The 24088-nt window shown below is 53.6% G+C and carries 20 protein-coding genes and 1 pseudogene; 14 read left to right on the top strand and 7 right to left on the bottom strand.

Features of this window, described 5'->3' with window-relative positions:
- Window positions 1–40: 40 nt before the first annotated feature.
- From C7476_RS16515 to C7476_RS16490, 6 genes are all read right to left on the bottom strand, one after another.
- Window positions 41–1051, bottom strand: coding sequence for an ABC transporter permease (locus C7476_RS16515; protein WP_114430995.1), 1011 nt, complete (start codon window positions 1049–1051; stop codon window positions 41–43).
- Window positions 1048–2595, bottom strand: a complete 1548-nt coding sequence (locus tag C7476_RS16510) for a sugar ABC transporter ATP-binding protein (RefSeq protein WP_114430994.1) — start codon at window positions 2593–2595, stop codon at window positions 1048–1050. The genes C7476_RS16515 and C7476_RS16510 overlap by 4 nt, the downstream gene beginning before the upstream one ends.
- Window positions 2595–3767 carry a Gfo/Idh/MocA family protein gene (locus tag C7476_RS16505; protein WP_114430993.1) on the bottom strand — a complete coding sequence of 391 codons (1173 nt, stop codon included), beginning with the start codon at window positions 3765–3767 and terminating at the stop codon, window positions 2595–2597. The genes C7476_RS16510 and C7476_RS16505 overlap by 1 nt, the downstream gene beginning before the upstream one ends.
- Before the next feature lie 11 nt (window positions 3768–3778).
- Window positions 3779–4834, bottom strand: coding sequence for a sugar phosphate isomerase/epimerase family protein (locus tag C7476_RS16500; protein WP_114430992.1), 1056 nt, complete (start codon window positions 4832–4834; stop codon window positions 3779–3781).
- Window positions 4835–4862: 28 nt separating this feature from the next.
- A complete protein-coding gene (locus tag C7476_RS16495; protein WP_114430991.1) occupies window positions 4863–5879 on the bottom strand; it encodes a LacI family DNA-binding transcriptional regulator in 1017 nt (338 codons plus the stop codon).
- A 2079-nt stretch (window positions 5880–7958) separates the two neighbouring features.
- Window positions 7959–8780 (bottom strand): hypothetical protein, encoded by an 822-nt coding sequence (locus tag C7476_RS16490; RefSeq protein ID WP_114430990.1) that lies wholly within the window; start codon window positions 8778–8780, stop codon window positions 7959–7961.
- A gap of 302 nt (window positions 8781–9082) precedes the next feature.
- On the opposite strand from C7476_RS16490, the gene C7476_RS16485 reads away from it, so the two are divergent.
- Window positions 9083–10450, top strand: a complete 1368-nt coding sequence (locus C7476_RS16485; RefSeq protein WP_114430989.1) for a S1C family serine protease — start codon at window positions 9083–9085, stop codon at window positions 10448–10450.
- Window positions 10451–10708: 258 nt separating this feature from the next.
- Window positions 10709–10816: pseudogene (locus C7476_RS28730) on the top strand (alpha/beta fold hydrolase); the annotation flags it as partial.
- A 237-nt stretch (window positions 10817–11053) separates the two neighbouring features.
- Here C7476_RS28730 and C7476_RS16475 read toward each other — a convergent pair.
- Entirely contained in the window at window positions 11054–11986 is a 933-nt protein-coding gene (locus C7476_RS16475; RefSeq protein ID WP_114430988.1) for a LysR family transcriptional regulator, read from the bottom strand.
- A 160-nt stretch (window positions 11987–12146) separates the two neighbouring features.
- On the opposite strand from C7476_RS16475, the gene C7476_RS16470 reads away from it, so the two are divergent.
- The 12 genes from C7476_RS16470 to C7476_RS16415 all read left to right on the top strand — a co-directional run bounded on the left by C7476_RS16470 (window position 12147) and on the right by C7476_RS16415 (window position 24070).
- Entirely contained in the window at window positions 12147–12749 is a 603-nt protein-coding gene (locus C7476_RS16470; RefSeq protein ID WP_114430987.1) for a flavin reductase family protein, read from the top strand.
- The gene (locus C7476_RS16465) at window positions 12746–13177 is read left to right on the top strand and encodes a nuclear transport factor 2 family protein (RefSeq protein WP_114430986.1); all 432 of its coding nucleotides are present in this window, start codon (window positions 12746–12748) and stop codon (window positions 13175–13177) included. Before C7476_RS16470 ends, C7476_RS16465 begins: the two co-directional genes overlap by 4 nt.
- Window positions 13164–14747 carry a 4-hydroxyphenylacetate 3-hydroxylase N-terminal domain-containing protein gene (locus tag C7476_RS16460; RefSeq protein WP_114430985.1) on the top strand — a complete coding sequence of 528 codons (1584 nt, stop codon included), beginning with the start codon at window positions 13164–13166 and terminating at the stop codon, window positions 14745–14747. Before C7476_RS16465 ends, C7476_RS16460 begins: the two co-directional genes overlap by 14 nt.
- Before the next feature lie 77 nt (window positions 14748–14824).
- Window positions 14825–15901 (top strand): maleylacetate reductase, encoded by a 1077-nt coding sequence (locus C7476_RS16455; RefSeq protein WP_114430984.1) that lies wholly within the window; start codon window positions 14825–14827, stop codon window positions 15899–15901.
- Window positions 15902–15924: 23 nt separating this feature from the next.
- Entirely contained in the window at window positions 15925–16809 is an 885-nt protein-coding gene (locus tag C7476_RS16450) for an intradiol ring-cleavage dioxygenase (protein WP_114430983.1), read from the top strand.
- A 463-nt stretch (window positions 16810–17272) separates the two neighbouring features.
- Window positions 17273–17902 (top strand): NAD(P)H:quinone oxidoreductase, encoded by a 630-nt coding sequence (gene wrbA, locus C7476_RS16445; protein WP_114430982.1) that lies wholly within the window; start codon window positions 17273–17275, stop codon window positions 17900–17902.
- A gap of 290 nt (window positions 17903–18192) precedes the next feature.
- Complete coding sequence (locus C7476_RS16440) at window positions 18193–19356, top strand: VOC family protein (protein WP_114430981.1); 1164 nt, start codon at window positions 18193–18195, stop codon at window positions 19354–19356.
- Window positions 19357–19425: 69 nt separating this feature from the next.
- Window positions 19426–20538, top strand: a complete 1113-nt coding sequence (locus tag C7476_RS16435) for an iron-containing alcohol dehydrogenase (RefSeq protein WP_114430980.1) — start codon at window positions 19426–19428, stop codon at window positions 20536–20538.
- A 59-nt stretch (window positions 20539–20597) separates the two neighbouring features.
- Complete coding sequence (locus C7476_RS16430; protein WP_114430979.1) at window positions 20598–21956, top strand: amidase; 1359 nt, start codon at window positions 20598–20600, stop codon at window positions 21954–21956.
- Window positions 21957–22027: 71 nt separating this feature from the next.
- Window positions 22028–22456, top strand: a complete 429-nt coding sequence (locus tag C7476_RS16425; RefSeq protein WP_114430978.1) for a CBS domain-containing protein — start codon at window positions 22028–22030, stop codon at window positions 22454–22456.
- Between the two features lie 133 nt (window positions 22457–22589).
- On the top strand, window positions 22590–23192 hold the full coding sequence (locus C7476_RS16420; RefSeq protein ID WP_114430977.1) for a glutathione S-transferase family protein: 603 nt from the start codon (window positions 22590–22592) through the stop codon (window positions 23190–23192).
- Between the two features lie 161 nt (window positions 23193–23353).
- Complete coding sequence (locus C7476_RS16415) at window positions 23354–24070, top strand: nitroreductase (protein ID WP_114430976.1); 717 nt, start codon at window positions 23354–23356, stop codon at window positions 24068–24070.
- Window positions 24071–24088: the final 18 nt, after the last annotated feature.

Raw genomic sequence — 24088 nt, 5'->3', positions numbered from 1 at the left:
AAGGAGCAGCCTCGCGCCCCTTATGTGTATAGTCTGCCGACTATTTCTTCTTTTGCAGGGTGCGCTGCACCAGCATGGCGATAATGATGATCGTGCCCTGCACCGCGCCGATCAGATATTCACTGACGATATTCGACAGCACCATGATGTTGCCGACGATCTCCAGCATGAATGCACCGCAGATCGTACCCCAGATGCGGCCGACACCGCCACGCAGTGCTGTTCCCCCGATGACCACTGCGGTGATCGCCTGGAGTTCCCAAAGCATGCCTGTCGTCGTGGTCGCGGCGCCGAGGCGCGGGACGTAGACGACGACGGCAATGGCGACGCAGATGCCTTGAATGATGTAGGTCATGGCGCGGACGCGATTGACGTGGATTCCCGAATATTTTGCCACATCCTCGTTCGAGCCAACGGCAATAACGTGCCGCCCGAACGATGTCTTGTAGAGAATGAAAGCACCGAGCAGACCGGCTGCAATGATGATCCAGACCGGTATTGGCAGGCCGAGAAACACCCCGGTGTAAACCGGGCGGAACATATTGCGCATCGCGATGGATTTCATCGCGATCGAACCGCCATCCGCCAGCCAGACCGTGACCGACCGGAAGATCGCCATGGTGCCCAGCGTGACGATGAAGGGCTCTATCTTGCCGATGGTGATAACGGCGCCGTTAAGCAGTCCCGCAAGAGCGCCGACACCGAGCGCAACGACAATGCCCGTGGCCAGCATGGCCACGTCACCGTCTATGGAGGCCGAGTTCAGGAACAGGATCATGATGCCGGCGACAAGCGCCGCCATGGAGCCAACCGACAGATCGAGACCGCCGGCTGAGATGACGAATGTCGCGCCAATCGCAATGATGGCAATGAAGGATGACCGGGTGAGGACGTTGAGCAGATTGTCGATCGACAGGAAATTTGGATTGACCAGCGCCCCGAGAACGAACAACGCGGCAAGCGCCAGGAATGGCGCTACGGCCGTCTTGTCGAGATCCGCCAGCTTGCGGCCAAAACCGCGTGTGTCGGTGATTGTTTTCGTGTCGGTCATGCGTTCCCCGCCGAGTAAAGCTCTGCTTCGTTGATTTTGACGCCAGTGGCGTAGACGACGATTTCGTCTTCGGTCATTGCCTCGCCCGTAACCTCGCCGACAATGCGTGACGAACGCATGACAAGTATGCGGTGGCATATGCCGATGAGTTCCTGCATCTCCGAGGAGATCACGATGACCGATTTGCCAGTTTTGGCGAGATCGGAAATGAATTTATAGATCTGTTCCTTGGTGCCGATGTCGATGCCGCGTGTCGGTTCATCTATAATGACGATGCTGGGCTCAAGCAGCATCATCTTGGCGAGTAGCAGCTTTTGCTGGTTGCCGCCGGAGAGCTGTCCGGCGAGAAGGTCGCGGCGGCGTGCACGAATGTCGAAATCGCTGATCGCCTTGTCGAGGCTGTTATCTTCGCGCTTGCGCTCGATGAGTGGACCCCTGGTGAACTTCTCCAGCGTTGCCAGCGTAAGATTGGTGCGCAGATCCTGGGCGAGGAGCAGCCCTTTGCCCTTGCGATCTTCGCTCAGGTAAACGATGCCCGCAGCCATGCTGTCGCGCACCGTCTTGAACTTGACCGGATTGCCATTGAGCTTGACCTCGCCATGGCCGGTGCGCAACCCGACGATGCCTTCGAGAAGCTCGGTCCGGCCAGCGCCGATCAGCCCGGCAAAGCCCAAAATCTCGCCTTTGCGCAAGGTGAACGATGCATCGCGTGCATATCCGGGAACATGGAAGTTCTGGACCTCCAATACGTTCTGATGGCTCGCCGTATCTTCGCGCTCCGGATAGAGCTTCGACATGTCACGCCCGACCATCAGTCGCGCCATATCCACCGGCTGCAATTCTGAAGCTTCGCGTGTGGCAATAAGCTTGCCGTCGCGCAGCACCGTGATGCGGTCGGCGATGGCGCCGACTTCCGGCAGGCGATGCGAGATATAAAGGATGGCCACGCCCCTGTCCCGAAGGTCGCGGATGACCTTCAGCAGCGCTTCCGTTTCGAACGGTGTCAGCGACGCGGTCGGCTCATCGAAGATCACGACGCGATGCGGCACCTGAAGTGCGCGAGCGATCTGGACCAGTTGGCGCCGGGCGATGGAAAGCCGCGAAATCTGCGTCGTCGGATCGATATCGGCTCCAAGGCTTTGCACAGCCTCGGCAGACTGCCGGTTCATCTCACGGTCATTGACCATGAGCCCGCGTTTCAACTCGCGACCCATGAAGATGTTTTGCGCTACGGTCAGGTCGGGCGCGAGCAATATCTCCTGGTGTACCAGCACAAGACCACGATGTTCGGCGTCGACGGGTCCGGCAAAACTTACCGGTTCCCCATCCATCGCGACGGTACCGCGCGTTGGCTTCAGGTGTCCGCTCATAAGCTTCATCAGCGTCGACTTGCCGGCACCGTTTTCACCGATGATGGCATGCACTTCGCCAGGCATGACGCGCAGGCTGATGTCCGTCAGCACTTCGACCGGGCCGAACGCCTTGGCTATGCCTCGTGCTTCAAGCACTGGCACTGTCGCAGTCTTGCTTGGGTTATCGCTCATCACACCTTCGTCCAAATGCCGCCCGCCTTGGACGACTTCACCGCAGCCTCGATGAATTCCATCCCCGCAAGCCCATCGTCCACAGTCGGAAAAATCACATCCTTCGGAGGTTTTTTTCCGCTACGCGCAGCGATGATGGCCTGCGCAGCCTCTGAGTAGATATTCGCGAAGCCCTCGAGATAGCCTTCCGGATGGCCGGACGGAACGCGGGTCAAACGCGCTGCCTCCGGCGATGCGCCGGCACCGCCGCGCGTCAGCAATTGCTTTGGCTTGCCGAAAGGCGTGTACCAGAGATAGTTAGGGTCGGCCTGTGTCCATTCCAGCCCGCCCTTTGTGCCATAGATGCGCAGCTTGAGGCCGTTCTCATTGCCTGGCGCCACTTGGCTCGCCCAGATCATGCCCTTGGCACCGCCGTCGAAACGCATGAGAATCTGCACATCGTCGTCGAGCACCCTGCCCTCGCCAAAACTGGTGAGCTCGGCGCAGAGTTGCTTGAGCTTGAGACCTGAAACGAAGCAGGCAAGATTATAGGCGTGCGTGCCGATATCGCCAATGGCACCGCCCGCACCCGAACGCTTCGGATCGATGCGCCATTCGGCCTGCTTGTTGCCTGTGGCTTCGGTTTTCTCCGTCATCCAGTCTTGCGGGTATTCGGCCTGCACGACGCGAATGTCGCCAAGCACGCCCTTTGCCACCATGGCGCGCGCCTGCCGCATCATTGGATAGCCGGTGTAATTATGCGTGACGATGAAAAGCTTGCCGGTCTTGTTGACCAGCGACACCAGTTCCTTGGCCTCCTTGACCGTGGTGGTCAGCGGCTTGTCGCAGATGACGTGGATACCTGCTTTTAGGAATGCCTTTGCCGCCGGAGCGTGCATGTGGTTTGGCGTGACGATGGAAACCGCTTCGATGCCGTCGGCGCGCTTGGCCTCGGCCTTGGCCATCTCCTCGAACGAAGTGTAGGCGCGATCTTCGGCGATGCCGATTTCCTTCGCGGAAGTTTTGGCGCGCGCCGGATCGGAAGAGAGCGCGCCTGCGACGAGCTCATACTGATCATCCATGCGCAGTGCAATGCGGTGGACAGCGCCGATGAAGGCGCCCTGCCCGCCTCCAACCATGCCGATACGGATGCGGCGGCTCGCGGATTTCTCCTTGGATGCTCCAATAGCCATTATTCGATCCTCTATTTCAGGCCAAGAATACGGCGATTGGCCGCGTCATCGGTACCAGAACCGGCAAAATCATCGAAAGCGCGCTCGGTGACGCGGATCAGGTGCGCGTCGATGAACTGCGCACCTTCGCGTGCGCCGTCTTCCGGGTGCTTCAAGGCGCATTCCCATTCAAGCACTGCCCAGCCATCGAAATCATAGGCGGTCAGCTTGGAGAAGACCGCACCGAAATCAACCTGCCCGTCACCGAGCGAGCGGAAACGGCCTGCACGATCGACCCATGACTGGTAGCCGCCATAAACGCCCTGCCGTCCGGTTGGATTGAACTCGGCGTCCTTGACATGGAAGGCTTTGATCCTCTCGTGGTAGATGTCGATATAATCAAGATAATCGAGCTGCTGCAGGACGAAATGCGACGGATCATAGAGGAGATTGGCGCGGGAATGATTTTTCACCCGCTCCAGGAACATCTCGTAAGTTATGCCGTCGTGCAGATCTTCCCCGGGATGAATCTCATAGGCAGCGTCAACACCGTGTTCGTCGAAATAGTTGAGGATCGGTATCCAGCGTTTCGCCAGCTCATCGAATGCCGCCTCGACGAGACCCGCCGGACGCTGCGGAAACGGATACAGGAACGGCCAAGCGAGTGCGCCGGAGAAGGTCGGTATTGCTTTGAGGCCGAGGTGTTTTGAGGCACGCGCCGCCCGCTTGAGCTGATCCACTGCCCACTCTTGCCTCGCCTTCGGATTGCCATGCACTTCCGGTGCGGCAAAGCCGTCCATCAACTCGTCGTAGACCGGATGAACCGCTACGAGCTGGCCCTGAAGGTGTGTCGCGAGCTCCGTAATGGTCAGGCCATGCGAAGCAGCGACACCGGCGATCTCGTCGCAATAGTCCTTCGAATCCGAAGCCTTCTTCAGATCGATGAGCCGTCCATCCCAAGCCGGTATCTGGATACCCTTGTAGCCCATCCCTGCTGCCCACCCGCACATGGCATCAAGCGAATTGAACGGTGCTGCATCGCCCGCGAACTGCGCGAGAAAAATGGCCGGTCCCTTGATCGTCTTCATGTCAATCCTCCAATTCCAGATTTTGCCGTCACGGCATGTTGTCCCTGAGAAATATATCGATGCGAATATGTTCCTGACCCGGCACGATCGGGCGTCCCTCGCGCAAGGCAGTCAGGATGCGGGCAGCGCTGCGCGCCATATGACCTGCATCCTGATTGATAAGTGCGTCCACTGTACCACGCACAAGATGCCGGCGCGTCGAGGCGGTTAGTTCGTGCGCCACGAAGATGACGTCGGAAACGTGGTCTGTCGCTTCGAGCGCAGCGATGACCCCTGCTTGCCCGCCGCCGGCATTGTAGATGGCCACAAGGTCCGGATGGTCCCGCAGCAGCGAGCGGGTGACGGCCTCAACGCGTGCGTTCTCGTCGCGCGCCTCACGCACGGGAAGCACTTCGAGATTTGGATATTCGCGCGAGAGGATCTGTTCGAAACCGAACTGGCGCTCGACGTGATCGCGCAATGCCAGCGACCCGGCGATCATGCCCACCTTGCCCTTGCGCCGCCCGACGAAGCGGCCGATCAGCGAGGCGGCTGTCCGTCCGGCGGCAAAGTTGTCTATGCCGACATAATGCGCCCGCCGTGAATTCGGTACGTCCGATACGAGGGTAAGTACAACGACACCGGCGTCCGCCAAGGCGTTGATCGCCTCGGTGACAGCGGGATGATCGAGCGCAACGACGGCGACACCGTCGATGCCGGAGGGGAGCCTTTCGAGGGCCGCCGCGAGTGCCTCGCCGTCGAACGTATCGACGTGCTGGATCGACAGGCGGACACGTTCCTGCAATTGCCGCTCGCGCGTGGCACGGAATTCGGCGCCCAGGGCCATCATGAATTCATTTTCGCCGGTCGGCAGGATGATGCGGAAATCATAGTCGCGTCCGCGAGCGAGCCGGGATGCATGTGGATCAGGTAGAAAGCCAAGCTGTTTGATGGCCGCATTGACGCGTTCGATGGTGCGCGCGTGCACACCAATCCTTCCGTTCACGACACGATCGACCGTTGCTAAACTGACACCGGCTTCTCGGGCGACGTCTTCGAGCGTCATCTTCCCCACGAGAATTCTCCTCCGCCTAAAGTTTAGAACAGCGAAATGAGGTGTGCAACTCTTTTTGAGTGGTTTTGATGGGAAAAAAATTGGCGGTCCCGACTAAAATGTAACTACCCCCATAGTTGGGGCGAATTTCCAGCTAAAACCCCGCAATTGCACCTAACAGTGCCCCGCACCCATATTGGTTCAAAGTAATTCATTGAAATATCTGTTAGTTAGCGACTCTTGGACCGCAACTGCAGGATCGGACTTGCTGAACGTCAACGATCTATCGATTAACCGAACCTAATCACGCTCGCTCGATGATTTTGTGCGTCCGCTCAGACATAGATATCTGCTTTCCTTGGTAGCAGCATTCGAGCGCGCTTCATAAGCCGCGCAGACGGAAAGACACGGATGCTTATGGCATACGACCGCCACGCATTTCCACTTCGGAAGCGTTTGTAAGGACTTCAACGAAGGTTGATTTCAATGTAGCTGGCATTTGCTTGATTCCAATTAGCTGTCGGAACCCGTATCATATCGCAGACGACACGCTAGCGCTTTTGTTTGCTGTCCTTAACCGCGTCGGCACGATCCCAAAGCTCGTCTCATTTTAACACTCAGCGCACGACCAAATCTGGAATAGTAGCAAAGGGTCTCACAGTAGGCAGATGCCTCAGGCTTAGACTCCGATATTGACGAGCTGATCTCGGATAAGATTAAGTGGCTCAACGCGATAAGGATATGGGCGTTTGCAGCGAGCATGACTTCCAACACTGGCCCAGTCGGAAGGGGCAAGGGGCCTAACTCACTGCTGAATTCTTGTTCCGATTTCACTTCAAGGGGACATTGGCTATAGGCCCGGATCAGTGTCGGGGCTACAGCGTGTCGCAGTTCGTGTGGATACCTTTGCTGACGATTACTCAACCAATTACCGAGTGCGGTTGAGATGAAATCTACACAAGCGACATCGCCCTCGAGCGCACTCCTGGCACAGTCTCCATATGGTGTTTCTGGCAAAACGTCCTCAAGATTTTGGGACTGCATTACAACGGTTCTCCATTCTAACCACTACAACTGTCGCGTGGTAGTAGGCGACTCCTTAGAGTCGTTCATTTTGTCCGCCGGCGCAATGGAACTGGCAAATCTAGCAATGGAAGCTGCAGTCACGGGAAGCGAACCATGGTTCAAGTGTCAGCTGCCCCCAATATCCTGCAGCGGTGCTAGGGGACCCGGCTGCCATCAAGGCTCAATTTCTGAGTGCGTTATCGACTTAAATGCGAGAGCTATTTCTTATAGCCCGCCGTCGTACCAGAGCCGCGCTAGCAACATCGGCGGGTAATCATCGAGCGATCGGTAAGCATCGTCACGACACCGATACACCGGGCCAATTGCGCCGGCGAGTCGCCAATTGGCAGTGCGCTCGAAATTTTAGAACCGGATAACCGACACTATTATGCTATCTGCAAAGACCGTGAGCCACGCATAGTGCTGTCGCGATTTGCAGATGATGATGTGGACACTGTCTCCAGGAATTCGGCTGGCCGATGGCATGCCCGGACCTTTACAGAGAGCTCAGCGTGGACCGCGTCGAAGAAGTGGGTGAACCAACATCCCGATATTGCTCGAGCGCGTTCACACACGATACCTACGTACCCGGGTGGCACAATATGACTGCAAACCTCGACCAAACAAGGTGACTGACGAGAGTCCTGAGATCAGCGAGTTCGAACTATACCCATGCACGGTGAGCTCAAAGCCAATTTCATAAGGTTCCCCAGTGGCTTGCCGTGAAGAGATCGCTCTATGCCCTTCATGCTCGGCCTCGACGCGATCTGGTGTTCAAATGGACGGAAGTTACTAACTTTATTTCTCCGCCAAGGCTCAGGGATATGACTGGAAAGGCGGACCACCGCTGTGCAGGCATCCAGGCCATGGTGGCGGCTATAGTCAAGCCAATTTATGCTGTTAGGCTTGGCAGAAGTCTAAAAAAGCCACGGCATTTTTGGTGAAGTCAAATACGCACCTACCAAAGCATTCCCTACGCCGCTCTCAAGAGCAGAAGCGCCGTCACGACCAAGGGATAGCGAACTGCTATTTCCATTTCCGCGACCAGTTCAACAATGCATTCTTGGCATTCTGCGGCCACTGCTTGACGGGCGGAAGGACGACGATCTTCTCGGTTTCTGGTTTCCATGCCAGGTAAACCCTCTTGTCAGGAATTGAGGCGATAAGAATAGCAGCTTCGGCATCGCAATTATGCGGCGTGCAACTCGTGCCGACGAACAGGTCCCCTGTGGACTCAGCACTTCCGACCCCACCAATCATGGTTTCGAAAGTTTTCCTGTTGGAACCGGCAATCCGGTTTATTTCATCGGCAATCTCTTTGTAACCGAGGAGTTCGTTTGGATGAGTTACCGTGCGCTCGCGTAGTTGCGCCCAGCCTTTGCTGCTGGTTGCCGCAAACTTCTCGCCCGCGACTTGCTTGAAGCCATCAGCCGGGGTCCATATCCACTTTTCACCATCGCTTCCGGGTTGCGCCGCAGTAGAGAATTCCAGTTGTGATGGCGAAGCAGCCATTGTCGTCGGGTAGCATGTCTCAAGCGGGCCATCGATGCGCGGGTTAGAGTTTGCCGGGAATGAAACAACGAAAGGCGCTCCGTCACAGCTGTTGCCTCCCTTGGCTGAACTGCCGATCAGAACCGCGACTCCATCCACTGTAACCAGTTCCTCGAAGGTGATGATCTGATTCTTGTGGACCTCGCGTCCATCAATTTTGAGGATGTCGCCTTCGGGACCGCCAGACGCAACGAATACCTCGTGTCCGAACATCTTCAGCTCAAAACGCTCAGCATTCGCGCTCGTCATCATCAGTGCCGCACAGCCGAAGATTATGGAGAAAGACAAGCGCTTCAAAATGGACGCACTCCCGATTTTATTTTCCACAATGCCGCCTCATCGTAACACGGTCAAATCGACGATCAGCAAACGCCATGCGGGACGTTCATCGAGACGCGCTCTCGAGCTTGCCGACCGGAAACCGAATTCATCCAGTAGTATCTCCGCGGAAGAATGCTGATTGGGTGAGTCATTTCGCAGTACCAAACTATCCAGTAACATTATCCCGAATGACGTCGACGATTAAGCGTATGCTTAGGTTTTCTCACTAGTATTCTGAAATCCATCGCGCTTGACATAATTTCTGCTGGGGACAGGCAATGAGCAGCACCAGATCTTTGGCTATTTTTTTGGCTGCGTTAATGGTCTGCCCCGCGTTGCCAGCAGTGTCTGCAGAGCGGGCCACCAGTTCCGGGACGGGTTTTGTCATCAACGATGGCGGGTGGCTCGTCACCAATGCTCACGTCATAGAGGATTGTGACCGAGTCAATATTTCCGGTTCGGGCGATATTAACGAACGCTTTGTCGACAGTCAGAACGATCTAGCCGTTGTTCGCGTTTCCGGTCCGGGTTTTAATATCGCTCCGATAGCAATACGCCGTGCACCACCTCGCTTAGGCGAAGACGTGGCCGCCCTTGGTTATCCGCTCACCGAGATCCTATCGGACAGCGTGAAAATCACGACCGGGAATATCAATTCGATGATTGGTTTGGGCAACGACAGCCGATACCTGCAGATATCGACGCCCATTCAACCGGGTAATTCCGGTGGTCCGCTTGTCGACAAGGCGGGAAGCCTCCTTGGCATTAACACGGCCACCTTGGGAACGAAGTTTACCGTGGAAACCGGAATCCTTGCCCAGAATGTGAATTTTGCCATACGAGCGAGCGTTCTTGAGGTCTTCCTTCAAGCAAGAGGAATAAGCTACCAGAATGTTGAGACTGCCCTCCCCGGCTTACCCACCTCTGATCTGGCCGAAAAAATCTCGCCCTCCGTAAAACAAGTGTTTTGCTTCAAGGCCAAAACTGAAGTTCCTCCCGCCGCCTCTGCTCCTGGGCAAAGCATGGCGGTAGCACCCTCGACAGCCTCAATGGAGACAAGGGTTAGGAATTTCGTCATCAGTTATCATGAGGCACTCTCCGGCGATAATGCCACAGCCTGGAAGTTCATGCAGGGCGCGTATTCCGGCAGCGTTTCATACTACGGAAAATACCTGAGCAAGGAAGCGGTGCTCGCTGAAAAGCGCAAGTTCATGGAACGGTGGCCTAACCGTAATTATGTCGTCCAGCCGGACAGCGTGACTGTGGCCTGTGCGGTAACCAGTTGTCATGTCGAGGCGCTTGTAGATTGGCAGGCAGGTAGCCCCGCACGTAAGAAGACTCCCAGTGGGGTCGCCTCCATGTCCATCGATTGGGATACTTCTCTGGAGGTGATTACATCTGAGAGCAGCTCGGTGATAAAGCACGAGCGCCCAGATACGAAGACCGCATCCTTGATCTCGACATGGTTTGACGAGAATTCGAAATGTCGTGGTGGCGCGGGTAACGATCCTCAGACCGACAAGGCATGTGCGCGCCGGGAAACCCTATCAGACAACCTGTATTCGATGGGGTGGTGCTACGGCAAAAAGCACCAGTATGGCTATCAGATGAAGTGGCACCAATGCACGGCGGATTCAAACCGCTGACGATCGATCGGATGCGGAGAACCTGCTTGCCCGACATCTGCAACGTTTCGGCAGGAACCTTACAAACCAAAATATAGCTACCTCCTCCTACGACATCTGCTAGCTTGGCTTGTTACCTCGCTTCCTCAAGCAGAGGTGGTTAGCGCACCAGACGCTAACGAGCACCGGCCCCCCGCTCCGATGCTGCGGATCTACCAGATCCGCCAAGACCGCACCTCCCGCCGGGGGCGGTCTTTTCAATTTGGCAGCCGAATTGTTCACAGACGTTCCAGCCAAGTTAGCAACCGACATGATATGGATCGCTACGCGAGCGATGTGGCCGAGCTTGTTTCTTATCTTGATCTGCGCGACGCGTCATGGTTTGGCATCCAGATACAGTGGCCAAGACTATAGCGCGCGGGGCGACCTTGTTCCGGTAAACCCTTCAACTGACCGTGCAAGTTGTGCGACCATTGTACTCCCATCGCGGCAAATTAGACGAAAACAGACATCAAGATGGAACGTTTCACTGGTGATTTCCACACGGAACTGAGCCGGGTGGAAATTAACAGTCAGAACGCTCAGCTTCGAGCCACTGAAAGATTGCGACTTACATTCCCGCAATCAATAGTCAGGAGCGCTATCGAGTTGGGCTGCAACGGCCTGAATTCGTTGCCTCAACCAGCTGTGAGCTGGATCACCTGTGTGCCGAGAATGCCAATACATCGTCTCATGGATTTGCGGAAGGGCAACCGGCGGTAACACGCCGCGAATACGCGCTGCCTTCGATAGGCGACGGATCGTGCGCTCAAGCACGAGACTGGTCATAGTCGTACCTTGCAACAGGAATGGCACCAGGAGAAAACTTTCGACAGTCACCGCAATCTGGCGGTGTATGCCTAATTTCGCCAGATGTTGATCCGCAAGATTAAACTGCCGGTCAGGTCCGATACCGTACGCAACATGCGGAAGCGAACCAAACTCAGCAATTGTCATGACCTCTATAGATGCAACATGGGGATTGTTCTCATCGATTGCACATAGCCACCTATCTGCCATGAGCTCTGTCGACGGGTAATCACTGTTCATCAACAACTCACTGGGTTCAATAACGATGTCGACCTGATCTTTCTGCAACATGCTCTCGGCGTGTCTTGATCGAGGTAAAAGATGAAACGTGATGTTTGGGGCATCGGTCGCCAGTTTTGTGAAGAATGGCTCCAGCAAAACCAGCACAGCGTAGTCAGATGCACTGATTGTGAATGTCCGAGAGTCGGTAGACGGATCGAATCCCGTCTGCAGCATGAAAGTTTGTTCGACGCGAGTGAGTGCATCACGCAATGGCTCGATCAACTTCTCCGCATTCTCGGTTAATGCGAGTTGCCGCCCTACCCGAACCAACAAGGGATCGTGAAAAATATCTCTTAGACGGGCAAGTGCTGCACTTGTCGCCGATTGACTAAGACCGATCCTCTGTCCGGCTCGACTAACGTTCTGCTCTTCCAAAAGAGCATCCAGAACGACGAGGAGGTTGAGGTCTATGTTCCGAAGGTTCATTGAGCGCGTCCATGTATCGATGTGACAGATAGCAGAGTTCGCAATTATCGATTGGACATAATACCGCAGGAACGTCAAGTTCTTGTCAAGAACAATAATAATCGGGAATTAAACAACGTGAAGCTGAAGAGAATCTTATTCTTTTCAGAAAGGAGGATTTATGTTCATCAAATCACCCACAATCTTACCTATGCTCGGGACTGAAAATACTCCGGCGGTTCCACATTGGGATTTGGACAGTGGATCCGAATCGATAACGTTCCGAACCGCTATGCGGCGATTCATAGGTGGGGTAACGGTCATAACGACAAGGCACGAGAATCGGCCTTGGGGAATGACGGTCAGTGCTTTTGCACCCGCATGTATGGACCCTCCCACGCTAATCGTATGCGTTAACCGAAACACCATTACAGCTGCAAATATCACCGCGGACGCGCGTTTTGCGGTCAACGTGCTGAGCCAGGAACAGGTAAACATATCGCAACATTGCTCGCGAGCCGGCTCCGACAAATTCATCGAGGATTTTGAAATTCCAAAAGATGAGCTGCCTGATCGTATTAAGATGCCGGTGCTGCGTGACTCATTGGTGACCTTCGATTGCAAGGTCAACTGCGAATTCCTCGTAAAGAGCCACTTAGTTCTCATCGCTTCCGTGGATTCAATACTAGCCCCGGCAGCGAAGTTGCCTTTGCTGTATGGCGATGGCCAATACATGCACGGCGTTTCCGTTGATCAAGTATTGAGCGAAGGAGCCCTGGCATGAGTTCAGCTTCGGTCGACGAGTTGCTTTATTCTGCCTACAACAATCACGATTGTGATGGTGTGGCCAAACTATATTCGGAAAATGCAACGCATGAGGATGTAGCACATGGCCGTGCTAAACATGGCAGACGGGCAATTGCTGACGGTCTTGCGACGTTTTTTGGCTGGTTTCCAGATGCCCGTTGGCAACCGGCACCAAGCATTGCGGATGACAATGGCACAATCGCGATTCCGTATGTGCTGAGCGCGACACTCCAAACTCAAATGGGTCCTTATCGTCCTCAAGGACAAAAAATATCGCTGCGTGGAATTCAAGTCTTGTACCTATTGGACGGTCTGATCTTTCGCAGCGATGACTATTGGGACGCTGCAACGTTCCAAAAACAATTGAACATTCCAACTGTGGAGGCAGGTCATGAGAACAGGTAAAGAGTATTTGGATTCGTTGCGGGATGGCCGCAAAGTATATGTTGGTGGTGAGATAATCGAGGACATTACCAGTCACCCCAAAACGCGGGGCTATGCGCAAGCAATTGCAGAGTACTACGATCTTCACCTCGACCCTGAACACCAAGACATAACAACGTTCATCGACGAGAAAGGCAACCGCCAGTCCATGCACTGGTTTTTGCCGAGATCAAAGGAAGACACCATCCGCCGCCGAAAGTACGCCGATTTCATCTTTAGGCATTTCCAAGGAGGTATTTTTACTCGCCCGCCAGCCGGTATGAACGTGGTTATGTACACCCAGGTGGACGATCAAGCACCTTGGGCAGAGAACTCTCGTTTTAAAGGAGCCGAGCGCGATCTTACAGGCAATATTCAGCGGCAATGGGATGAAGTGACCACGAAAGACTTGGCAATTTCGCCGATGTTTGTCGATGTTCAATACGATCGCGGACGGACTGATGCTTTGGGGGAAACTCCAATGCTTAGTATTGTCGAGGAACGCGATGACGGAATTTTGGTACGCGGTTGGAAAGCTATCGGAACTTCCGTGCCTTTCGTGAACCACATTCTTGTTGGCAACCTTTGGCGGCCGGGGCAGACACCGGAGCAAACAATCTATGCGCTGGTTCCTGTCGCGACACCGGGTGTTACCGTTGTCGCTCGAGAATCGCGAGCGGAACCTGATGCCGATCCCTATGATCGACCGTTGGCTACGATCGGCGATGAACTCGACGCCATGGTCTACTTTGATGACGTGTTGATACCCTGGTCTCAGGTTCAACACATTGGCAATCCTGATCACGCCAAGTGGTATCCTCAACGTCAATTTGACTGGGTGCATCTTGAAACACAAATCAGGCACTGCGTGCATGCTGAACTAATGGTTGGACTTGCTCTCCTGCTGACCCAATCACTGGGCACAAGTTCAAATCCGGTCGTACAATCACAGCTCGCCGAAATGATCCGGTTTCGGGAAACATGTACCGCTTTCATGTTGGCTGCCGAAGAAACAGGGTTTGCCACGCCGGGAGGCTTGTTCAAACCGAACAATATTTACATCGATTTCGGCCGTGCTCATTACCTTGAAAATCAGCATCGGATGGTCAACATGCTGATCGAGTTTTGTGGCCGTGGCGTTGTTCTACAGCCAACCAAGCGTGAAATGGATGATCCATACATCGGACCAAAGTTGGCCGAGGCACTACGTGGTTCTGAAATTAGCGCCGTCGATCGCATCAAGATTTTCCGGCAGATCAGCGAACGGTTCCTAACGGAATGGGGAACTCGCCATGAAATGTTCGAAAAATTCAATGGAACGCCACTCTATCTCATCAATCTGTTGACGTTGCAGCGCACCGAGTACCACGTCGATGGACCATTGACTCAATTGGCACGTGATGTGCTGGGCTTCGGCGACACGGCGGATCTTGGGAAGCGGGCTCAAGAGGCGGAAAAACTTTCGCACTATGCGAACGTACGCTTCCAACCGCAATACGCGCGAGACCAGGATGTCCACGAAGGGTACATTGGCAACATCGCGAAACATTAACTCCATTGCTCACGTCGTCGCGGACCGGCGGCGTGAGCAAAAACACGCCGCTTGCTCGCCCAAAATTAGGAACGCCGATGCTTTCATTCGTTTACAACGGTCTGCCCGCGCGAGTAATCTTTGGCTCGGGAACGATCGCTGATTTGCCGTCGGAGGTAGACCGCCTCGGTCTCTCACGTGTACTCGTTCTATCCGCACCGGCACAGGAAGCGGACGCTCGTGGAATTTGTGATCGGCTCGGAAAACTGTCCGCAGGGCTGTACCCGCATGCTACAATGCACACCCCGGTCTCGAGAACTGACGACGCATTGGCAGTAGTACGTGACCGAAACATCGATGGCTTCGTTGCCATCGGTGGCGGGTCGACCACGGGTCTTTCAAAAGCTTTGGCTTACCGGACCGATCTGCCGCAAATCATTATACCCACGACGTATGCAGGGTCAGAGATGACCCCGATCCTTGGAGAGACTCACGAGGGACAGAAACATACGAAAAGCAGCACCAGAATACTGCCCGAAGTGGTCATCTATGACGTAGATCTCACCATGACTCTTCCCGCATCTGTTTCTGGAACCAGCGGGATGAATGCCATGGCCCACGCCGTCGAGGCGATGTATGCCAAGGACAGAAATCCTGTCATTAGTTTAATAGCGACAGATGCCGTTAAGACATTGGCACTTGCGCTACCGCGCGTGATAGACAACCCCCTAGACAAAGACGCTCGAGCAGACGCTCTTTATGGAGCTTGGCTATCGGGTATTTGCCTCGGCTCTGTGGGAATGGCGCTGCATCATAAACTATGTCATGTGCTGGGTGGCCTTTTCGACCTGCCACACGCGGACACCCACGCTGTAATCCTTCCTCATGTATTGGCATACAACGCTCCGGCCGTTCCCGATGCTATTGAGCGCCTTAAGGACGCGTTGCGAACGACAGATCCCGCCGCTGCGCTGTTCGACCTGGCAGATAGACTGGGAGCAAAAACAAGCCTTGCCGAGATTGCCGGATCCATGAGCCTCGACGATCTGGAGCAGGCGGCCCAGGTGGCAAGCCAAAATCAATATTGGAACCCTCGTACAATCGAAATCGAGTCAATTCGCTCGCTGCTCCAAAACGCGTGGACAGGCAATTTACGAACGCAAAACGGAAGCTGAGAGACTAATCCAGGGAGAGAGAAATGACAGCCGATCAAAAACACTACTTTTCGGAAGATAACTCCATCGAATTGGTTACGGGAAGGAATCATGACGCCAAAAGTGAACGTCTTAAAACCATTCTGGAAGTTGTGACCCGGAAACTGCACGAGGCTGTTAAAGAGATAGAACCGTCGCATGAGGAATGGATGCAAGCTATCCTTTTCCTCACTCGAACGGGACAAATGTGTGATCAGTCGCGTCAGGAATTCATTCTTCTTTCTGATGTTCTGGGTGTTTCAATGCTGGTTGATTCAATTAATCATCGCAAACCTAACGGTGCCTCAGAAAGCACAGTGCTTGGTCCCTTTCACGTAGAGGGTGCTCCAGAACGATCGATGGGCGAGAACATTTGCCTCGACGCCAAGGGTGAAGAGACATTCGTGCATGGACGCATCACGGATACAAAGGGCGCACCGATAAATAATGCGACGATCGACGTCTGGCAGGCCAATGACGAGGGTTTTTATGATGTACAGCAGAAAGGCCTGCAACCCGATTTCAATCTAAGGGGTGTTTTCAGAACGGGAGAAGACGGTCGATACTGGTTTCGAGCTGTACGACCAAAGTTCTATCCAATACCGAATGATGGCCCCGTCGGTCAGCTATTGGGAGTTTTAGGTCGCCATCCCTATCGACCGGCTCATCTTCATTATCTGATAAAGGCGGACGGTTTCGAAACACTTATCACGCACATCTTTGATCGCGATGATCCCTACATCTCCTCGGATGCAGTATTCGGCGTGAAAGAGAGTTTGCTCGCTGAATTTAAACGCACGCACGATGAATCTCGCGCGGCCGAATACGGGTTCAATACAGAATTCTGGGAGATAAAGCAGAACTTCGTCCTCGCAAAAGCTTCGACATAACGCGCCGTACAAAGGGATTTGCGCGGCCGCTCCGTCATGGAGAGCTCGCGCCGCTAATATTCAAGCTTAGAGGACTCTGGAGGGTACTATTCATAGCTGCAAAATTATGCACGCCCTTCTTGAAAGGGAATTGAACCGTGTTGAAGCAACTCTCGAGCCCTCAACGGGTGAACTCGCTCAAATCGAGCTATATAACTGGCCGCATATTTTTTTATTCAAAAGGCCTGGCCATCCCGACGGCCCAATGTGCGGCCACCAGCAATTAGTTTCTGTGTTGGCTTAACCATATCGAGCTTCGCTGTATTCCGGTATCGGGAGCGAGAGGGCATCGTCCAAATTCTCGGACATTCATTCCAGCAATTGCTAGCTGTTGATCGATTATCACTTCGGCCAAACTCGCTCGCATCCGGCCCTGTAGCAATTTCCGTACACGCAGGGCTGAAATTTCATGTGAGGCGTCAAAATGACCAAACCCAAGATTCTTATCGCATTCTACTCAAGAAACGGCTCGACAGAAACTCTGGCCAACGCAGTTGCGGACGGCGCGCGCCAACTGGGTGCTGAAGTTCGCCTGCGGCGCGCTAGAGAATTCGTGACGTCCGAAGTCATGGCGCAAGTATTAGGCTGGCAAGAAAGCGCAGACAAAATGAATGCTCTCTATGAAGCTCCAACCGAAGACGATGCAGACTGGGCCGATGCCATTGTATTTGGCACACCCACAAGGTTCGGCTCCATCTCCTCGGAGCTCAAGGCATACATCGACAGTTTGGGGGGAATTTGGTTTCAGGGAAAACTTAACGGCAAAGTGGGTTCTGTTTTCGGCTCCACTTCTTCGAAGCATGGCGGCAACGAGTCGACACTTTTGTCTATCTATACGACATTGGCTCACCTCGGGCTTATTATCGTCCCACTTGGTTACGCTGATCCGTCTATGTTCGGGGCAGGAACGCCGTACGGTGCAACCCACGTATCCGCTCAAGACTCGTTGCGACCTGACGAGGCTCATCTTGCTGTAGCCAACTTCCAAGGCCGGCGGGTCACGTCCGTGGCACGAGGTTTGCGAGATGCGCAATTTATTGGCGCAGCAGTATAACAAAAACAGTCCGCTTTTGCGCAGTCGCGCGAGCGGACTAATCCCTTGCAAGGTGGGGCATACGGCTCAACAGGTCTTTGGAACGCACTCCACTCCGCACTCTTATTGGAAGTTTTATCGCCTGCAGCGTTTGGGAGCGTTAGCCTAAATTTCAAATCCAAGTGCGTCCAAATTTTTGGACGCTCCGTTTGCCCCATGGCAGCTTCTGCGACCCGCATAATCGGACTACCGTCCCTATGACTACACAGCGTGACATGGGCAGCTCTTTTAATGAAACATGAAGGTGAAACATGAATCAGATGGTCGTCAGCGGCGTCAACAGCCAGACTTTCATAACCGCGAACCTCACGCGCACTGAGCGCTTTTATACAGAAGCGTTGGGATTGCCCGTGGTCAAGCGCACCGTTCATCACCTCGACGAGCGTCTCCCCGTCACCACATTTGGCTTCCGCAGGTTTCCCAACGAGGGCATTCGCGGTGAATCCATAACCTATGTCGAGTGGAACCCCATTTTTTATATGATTCCGGAGAAGGGATTTGTAGAAGCAGATCAGACTGCTCGCGGTGTAGCCTCACCGCGTGTAGGTGATCCAAAGGGACGGTGGGGTGCAGGAACAAATCATCACCTGGCTCTTCATGTCCCGGATCGCAACGGGCTTTTAAAATGGAAGCGCCGCCTTACTGATCTCGGCGTTCATGTTACAGGTCCATATAACCGTCATTACTTTCACGCCATTTATCTCCGCGATCCGGATGGGGCGATCATCGAAATTGCCACTTCCGAGCCAGGCTTCGGTCATGATGAAACCGTGCTGGGCTCGGGCTACCGACCGCAGCCAAAAGAGAATCTTATCGGTGGAAGAGATGAAATATTAGTCGCGGCCGAAACTTGGCCAAACCCGGTACCCACCGTGACTCCAGATTTCGCATTGCGTGGTTTCCATCACATCACTTCCATTTCAAGTGATGCAGAGCGGACCGAGAAGTTCTTTGTCGACACGGTAGGTTTGCATCTGATCAAGAAGACGGACTATCTCGATGAGAAGGGTGGAACCCACTACTACTATGCTTGCGACGACAATATCTCGCCAGGCTCGGTTCTAACTTTCTTCGGGCTTCCAGGGTACACCTCCGGACGCTTGGGTACTGGTCTATCGCACCATTTCAGCCTGCAAGTGGAGAATGATGCAGCACTGAAAAGTGAGCACGCCCGGCTAAAACGACTCGGAATTGATGTCTCTTCGATTCAGGACTCGATTTATTCGCAATTATTTCATTTCCGAGATCCTGATGGCCATATTTGTGCGCTCTCGACACCCAGCGACTTCACTGTAGACGAAGATGTTGCGGCGCTTGGAGAAAAGCTCTGTCTTTCGGAAAAGAACGAACAAAACAGAACGTCAATTGAACGCCACTTGGCATTCCGGCCCGCGCCCGTTCCAGTGCTTGAGTAAGGTTAGTTCTAGCCATTGCAGTCACAATAATTCTAGTCGGTTTTTAATTGTTCATGTGGGATCAGTCTTATGAATGAGTTGAAATGCCTGCCCCAAGACTATGTGGTTTGGGGCACCGACATTCTGGCGAAATCCATCGCTAAACTGCATGACTACGGCATGAAACGGCCCATAACCTTCACTGTTGAGCCGCTGGAGGCGCTGTACCGCACCCATATCGAACCAAATGTTGAAAATGGTGCAGGTCTCTTCAGCGACCTGCCACCACACGTTCCAGACTTTGCCGTACAGCAGGCACTCGATTCGTGCTTCGCGAATGATGCTGACTCCATAATCGCGCTTGGTGGAGGGTCTGTTCTGGATGCCGCGAAGGCGGTATCACACTTCCACCAGCGAAAGACCGGCCGATATCTGCCAATTGTTGCTTTGCCCACGACACTTTCCGGCTCGGAGTTTTCGCACTACTTCGGAATCACCGAGACAAACGGTCCTCAGAAGTTCAAACGAAGTTACGCGGTCCGGGAAACGGTCCCCCGGCTAGTCGTCATGGATCCCGTCCTTATTCAGGGCACCCCACGATTGCTACTTTTATCTTCTGCGATCAAAAGCATCGATCATGCAGTAGAAGGTATGCGAAAGATCGATAAGGACCATCCGCATGCGATAATGGCCGCGAGCGGAGTGAAGCGATTTTTTTCCGTTCTTATGACATGGCCCGACCAACACGAGACAAACGTTGCGCTTGAGCGGGGCTTGGTCACAGCCGACGATCTAATTCAACTACAACTCGCAGCTTGGCAATGCTATTTTTATCCTGCCTCTGTCATCTATGGGTTGAGTCACAGAATTGGGCACATTCTTGGCGGGACATTTGGCCTTCCTCACAGTGCCACCTCGTGCATCACTCTAGCACCCGTAGTAAGGGCTTGCTCTGATTTTTACGGAGATAAGCTTCGAGTTTTTACTCCGGGTGCAATCGATCCGGCATCTGCGCTAGCCAACCAAATATCGCTTCTCGTCCAAACTCTCAAACTTCAAAGTCGGCTCCGTGATTTTGGTCTTGAGCGGTCAAAACTTTCAGAAGTCGCATCCTTGCTGACGTCCAACTACGCGAACGAAGTTTCGGACTTAGGCATCGACCCTTCCGAGAAGCTGAATACGCTACTAGAGGGCATGTGGTGACGAAACATTCACACAGACTAGCCCCAGACTTCAGACGAGGTGCCAAAACCCTCCATGAAATGCGGGAGGAACTCGACACCGGCCGGACAACGGCCGTAGCGCTAACTCGACTTGCACTGGATGAAGCCGAACGTAGCCGTGTCGCTCTCAATGCATACTCGGTAATCGCCACCGAAACTGCTTTGGAGGCCGCTGCTGCAAGCGATAGACGCTATAGCAACGGTACGGCTCGATTGCTCGAAGGGTTGCCCATAGCGGTCAAGGACATAATTGATACCGAAAACATCGAAACCCGTTATGGATCGGCAGCTTACATAGGTCATCGGCCATCTCACGACGCCGACATTGTCCGGGTGTTGAAGGATAAAGGCGCGATCATAATCGGGAAAACGACAACCCACGAATTTGCGTGGGGAGTAACGACCTCTAGTCCCAGATTCGGTGATACGCTCAATCCGCACGATCCGAATTGCATCCCCGGGGGTTCGAGTGGAGGAACCGCAGCGGCGATTGGATTTGGAGCCATTGCTGGTGGTCTGGGTACAGATACGGGCGGCTCGGCTCGGATTCCGGCGTCGTTATGTGGCGTAGTTGGGTTCAAACCAACGTATTCCCGCCTCTCCACGAACGGGATTTTTCCCCTTGCGCCCACACTGGACCATCCAGGCATCCTCGGTAAGACCGTTGGAGACGTGACGCTTCTAGCAGAAGCCCTTGGTCTGAGTTCTGGCTATGAGCCGACTTTGCGCGGTCAGATTGGCGTGATTGACACGATCGCGAATGTCCCGGTTGAGGAATGCGTCGCGGTGGCATTTGATCATTCAATCGAATTGCTTTCCGGCGATCTTGAAATTGAACGCATTGGGTCATGCCCGTTGTTTGCTGACAAATTTCGGGTGTTTGCTGGCATAGTGCTCATGGAGGGGGGCATTACCCATTTTTCCCGGAACAGATTAGAGCTGATGGCTAGTTCGTATAACCATGAAACGATGACGCGCCTCCAACTGGCCAAAACATCCACCGTTGGCGAATATGCGCAAAATCTTCAAGCACGCTGGGATTTCATTACAGATCTCCATCAGCTTATGAAGCGTTTCAGATTTTTGATGACGCCCACTACACCTTGCGTCGCTCCTAAGCGTGGCATCGATATGATTAGGATCGGCGATTGGTCGGGAACCGTTCGCGAAGCGATGATGACCTACACATCACCCTTTAATATTGCTGGCTTTCCGGCAATTTCGATCCCGATGCCCGTCCTCGGCTCGGGATTACCCATCGGATTGCAAATTGTAGGACGCAGAGATGAAGACGATGCGCTCATCGCGCTGGCGCGAAATATCGAGGCTATACTGTCCAGGGACCCGTCTGAAACTCAACCAGTCGAAGTTTTGATCGAAATTCCGCCGGTACCTTAACGAGCGAACGAAAGTCAGATTGGAAAATTGAGCCGAAGAATACTGGCGTATCCGCGAAGGAGGACCACAGCGTGTCAGTAAGTTCTATTCTGGAAGAAAAGGGATCCCATGTAGTCACGTCTGGACCGCATATGTTGGTGAGCGACGCTTGCAAGGTCCTGCACGAACATCATATCGGAGCGTTGGTGATTGTCGACAGCGACCGGAGAATTCAGGGGATTTTTACTGAAAGGGACATCGTAGCCAGTATAGCTGAACACGGGATGGTCGCACTAGCTCAGCCTATTGAATCGTTTATGTGGACTAACGTGCACCGCTGCAAACCGACCACCGGCATTAATACCTTGATGGAAATGATGAATACACTGCGGGCACGTCATCTCCCGGTTGAAAACGACGGACATCTAGTTGGAATAATTTCGATCGGAGATGCCGTGAAGCACCACGTTCGTGCCATTGAATGCGAAGCAGAGTACATACGATCTTATATCGCGGGTTGACGATGGTCAGTGGTTGCCAAAGCCAAAGTCACCGTGTCTGCTTTGGGCGTTCCTGAACGCCGCCTGCTATAGCCAAACGCCCATTGCGAAGCTAACCTCTATCCATGCTCACTCGATCTCGGGGCCTCGATAGATGTTGCGACTTTACGATAGCCGCCTTTCTGGGAATTCCTGGAAAGTCCGCATACTATTAAACCAACTTCAGTTGCCGTACGAGCGTATCACACTCGACCTCGAAAAGGGTGATACCAACAGCGCCGAGTTCCAGAAAATTAGTCGGTTCGCACGAGTGCCCGTATTGGAATTGGCGGATGGCCGGACAATTGTTGAATCAGGCGCGATTTTGCAATACTTGGCTGCCGGCACCCCCTTTTTTCCCGATGATCAATATCTAAGGGCTGAAGTCACGAGTTGGATGTTTTTCGAACAAGCCGATCTTCAGCGGGCTATCGCGCTGCCGCGGGTATATCATTTGCGAGGGCTGGCCGATCGTATGTCTCAGCAAATAGAGCGATTTCATACGGATGGCTATAACGGGCTGGAGAAGCTTGAGCGTGGACTCGGAGGACGTCATTGGCTCGTCGACGATCGCTATACCATAGCGGATTTGGGCGTATTTGCGTATGTGGCACTCGCCTCGCAGGGCGGTTACGACATGACACGGTTTCCCGCGATTTTGCTCTGGCTGGCTCGCGTCAAGCAACAGGAAGGGTGGATTGAACTAATACAGACGTGATGGCTTGTAATTTGTCGAAGACTAACTCGAAGTAATACCCATACGCGGTCATCGTTCGGATTTACGCAACTATGTGTACAAGGTGGATGTCTTCCCAATTTGCAGTTCTCCCATAGACTTCCCTGGCTTGATAAAATCAAACTAAAAAAGGGGAATTCATCATGCACACCGCTTTGGAGACAGAAGTAAGACATACGCCGAACGTATTCGATATCGACCAGGTGATGATTGATCGACGAGCAAAAAGAGGTTTTCTTGACAAGCCGGTGCCTCTAGAGGTTGTTAAGGACATTCTGAATGTCGCCCGGTTTGCTCCCAGTTCGAGTAATACGCAACCTTGGCAGTGCTACGTGTTGAGCGGCGACGGCAAAAACCGGATTACCGCCAAGGCGGTAGAGGTCTTTCGTGCTGGACCCGAAAAACTAGCTCCAGAATATCCGTTTTTTCCTCAACCACTTCCCGATCCATTTCTTGGGCGGTTTAACACATTTCGAGGGCAATTAGGTGATGCTGTGGGTGTTCCTCGAAGTGACAAGTATGGCCGGATGCGGGATGTGGAACGTCAATTCCGCTTCTTTGAAGCGCCCATTGGCATTATATTCACGATGGATCGTCAACTGGAGTGGGCTAGCTTCATATGTTACGGCTGTTTTCTCCAGAACATTATGCTCGCAGCGAAAGCGAGAGGCATAGACACTTGCGCACAGCAGATCTGGTCGCTTCAAAATCCACTTCTGAGAGCTGAGCTTGGATTCGCAGACAAGGACATGGTTGTAGCCGGCATGTCTCTCGGGTTCGCAGACAATAGTCTTGCTGAAAATAATATGACGAACATGAAACTTGAGGTAGAAGAGTTTACGTCGTTCGTAAGCCTGTAAACATCTAGATACGTGCAG

This window comes from Phyllobacterium bourgognense (assembly GCF_003337575.1).
GTDB lineage: Bacteria > Pseudomonadota > Alphaproteobacteria > Rhizobiales > Rhizobiaceae > Phyllobacterium > Phyllobacterium bourgognense.
Note: the sequence above shows the minus strand (reverse complement) of the source record. Positions and strands in the feature narration are given on the sequence as shown.

Bases quoted from the DNA above. Each gene is read 5' to 3' on its own strand.
- C7476_RS16515 (WP_114430995.1), bottom strand. From the start codon at position 1,051: ATGACCGACACGAAAACAATCACCGACACACGCGGTTTTGGCCGCAAG.
- C7476_RS16510 (WP_114430994.1), bottom strand. From the start codon at position 2,595: ATGAGCGATAACCCAAGCAAGACTGCGACAGTGCCAGTGCTTGAAGCA.
- C7476_RS16505 (WP_114430993.1), bottom strand. From the start codon at position 3,767: ATGGCTATTGGAGCATCCAAGGAGAAATCCGCGAGCCGCCGCATCCGT.
- C7476_RS16500 (WP_114430992.1), bottom strand. From the start codon at position 4,834: ATGAAGACGATCAAGGGACCGGCCATTTTTCTCGCGCAGTTCGCGGGC.
- C7476_RS16495 (WP_114430991.1), bottom strand. From the start codon at position 5,879: ATGACGCTCGAAGACGTCGCCCGAGAAGCCGGTGTCAGTTTAGCAACG.
- C7476_RS16485 (WP_114430989.1), top strand. From the start codon at position 9,083: ATGAGCAGCACCAGATCTTTGGCTATTTTTTTGGCTGCGTTAATGGTC.
- C7476_RS16475 (WP_114430988.1), bottom strand. From the start codon at position 11,986: ATGAACCTTCGGAACATAGACCTCAACCTCCTCGTCGTTCTGGATGCT.
- C7476_RS16470 (WP_114430987.1), top strand. From the start codon at position 12,147: ATGTTCATCAAATCACCCACAATCTTACCTATGCTCGGGACTGAAAAT.
- C7476_RS16465 (WP_114430986.1), top strand. From the start codon at position 12,746: ATGAGTTCAGCTTCGGTCGACGAGTTGCTTTATTCTGCCTACAACAAT.
- C7476_RS16460 (WP_114430985.1), top strand. From the start codon at position 13,164: ATGAGAACAGGTAAAGAGTATTTGGATTCGTTGCGGGATGGCCGCAAA.
- C7476_RS16455 (WP_114430984.1), top strand. From the start codon at position 14,825: ATGCTTTCATTCGTTTACAACGGTCTGCCCGCGCGAGTAATCTTTGGC.
- C7476_RS16450 (WP_114430983.1), top strand. From the start codon at position 15,925: ATGACAGCCGATCAAAAACACTACTTTTCGGAAGATAACTCCATCGAA.
- wrbA (WP_114430982.1), top strand. From the start codon at position 17,273: ATGACCAAACCCAAGATTCTTATCGCATTCTACTCAAGAAACGGCTCG.
- C7476_RS16440 (WP_114430981.1), top strand. From the start codon at position 18,193: ATGAATCAGATGGTCGTCAGCGGCGTCAACAGCCAGACTTTCATAACC.
- C7476_RS16435 (WP_114430980.1), top strand. From the start codon at position 19,426: ATGAATGAGTTGAAATGCCTGCCCCAAGACTATGTGGTTTGGGGCACC.
- C7476_RS16430 (WP_114430979.1), top strand. From the start codon at position 20,598: ATGCGGGAGGAACTCGACACCGGCCGGACAACGGCCGTAGCGCTAACT.
- C7476_RS16420 (WP_114430977.1), top strand. From the start codon at position 22,590: ATGTTGCGACTTTACGATAGCCGCCTTTCTGGGAATTCCTGGAAAGTC.
- C7476_RS16415 (WP_114430976.1), top strand. From the start codon at position 23,354: ATGCACACCGCTTTGGAGACAGAAGTAAGACATACGCCGAACGTATTC.